The following is a 1,323-nucleotide window of genomic DNA, read 5'->3' as shown; positions in this document are numbered from 1 at the left end:
CCTGGAAATAGATGGACCACCAGAACAGCTTAAATCTATGCACCAATTACTCCCGAGTTTGACAGTTGCAAGCAAATTTTAGGCATTTAGTACCCTCAAACCCTTAATAAATAAGGATTCTATTTTTTCTCCTTCAAAAATGTAGTGCAACAAATAATCATATTTATTATTATTATTTATTGACAATGCAAATATATATGGTATAATATATTCATGTTTATTAAGATTACTAAATCAGGACAATATGAATATGCTTATTTGGTCAGATCTTACCGAGAAGATAATAACACCAAACATGAATATTTATTTAACCTGGGGAGAGTAGACCAAATCAAGAACAATCCCAGCTTTCAAAACCTGGCCAAACGTCTCTTAGAACTATCCCAAGCAAAAGATATGGTTAGCTTAGATAACTTCTCCGAGGCTCAAATAGTCAACTGGGGTTATATGGTTTATAAAAAGATATGGAAGGAGTTTGAGTTAGATAAGATATTAAATAAACTAAGCTCAAGAAAGACCCAGTTTAACCTTAATGACAACTCTTTTCTTATGGCTATCCAACATCTACTAGAACCAAAAAGCAAGCTTAGTACCTATACCCATCAAAATCGCTATCTAGGGTTACCAGAAATAAAACTGCAGCACCTCTATCGTTCTTTAGATCTATTATCTGAAAGTAAAGAGGTATTAGAAGAAAAGATATTTTTTAAAAACCGTAACCTTTTCAACATGCAAGTAGATGTAGTATTTTACGATGTAACTACCTTTTCCTTTGAGAGTGTAAGGAAAGATAGTCTAAGGGATTTTGGCTTTTCTAAAGATGCTAAATTCAAAGAGGTTCAGGTAGTGATGGGTCTTTTAATAGACCGGGAAGGAAGACCTATAGGGTATGACCTTTTCCCCGGTAACACCTTTGAGGGAAAAACCTTAGAGGTGGCCCTTCAAAAACTGGAAAAACGCTTTGGTATACGCAAGGTAATCATCGTGGCCGATAAGGGTATAAACAGTAAGATAAACCTGAAAAAGATTACCGATAGAGGATATGACTATATACTTGCTTCTCGTATAAAAAACCTGAAAAAAGATATCAGACAAAAAATATTTAAGGATGATTATCAAGAGAGGGGAGAAATCAGCTACAAGGTAATAAGCTATATAAACAAAATTAAAGAAGCAAACCAAATCTATGAACTCCCTGAAGAACTCATTATCACCTATTCTCCCCAAAGGGCACAAAAGGACCGAGCCGACCGGGAAAGACTGATTAAAAAAGCCAGGTCTCTACTTCAGAATAAATCCTATATTAATGCCAGTAATAAAAGA

At 34.7% G+C, this 1,323-nt stretch carries 1 protein-coding gene; it reads left to right on the top strand.

What is annotated here, in order from left to right; translation table 11 throughout:
• Positions 1-213 precede the first annotated feature (213 nt).
• On the top strand, positions 214-1,323 hold a 1,110-nt coding region (locus COZ07_RS06025; protein WP_406607670.1), incomplete at its 3' end, for an IS1634 family transposase.

The organism is Candidatus Infernicultor aquiphilus (genome assembly GCF_002784285.1).
Classification (GTDB): Bacteria; Atribacterota; Phoenicimicrobiia; order Phoenicimicrobiales; family Phoenicimicrobiaceae; genus Infernicultor; species Infernicultor aquiphilus.
This window is presented reverse-complemented; position numbering and strand designations above follow the sequence as displayed.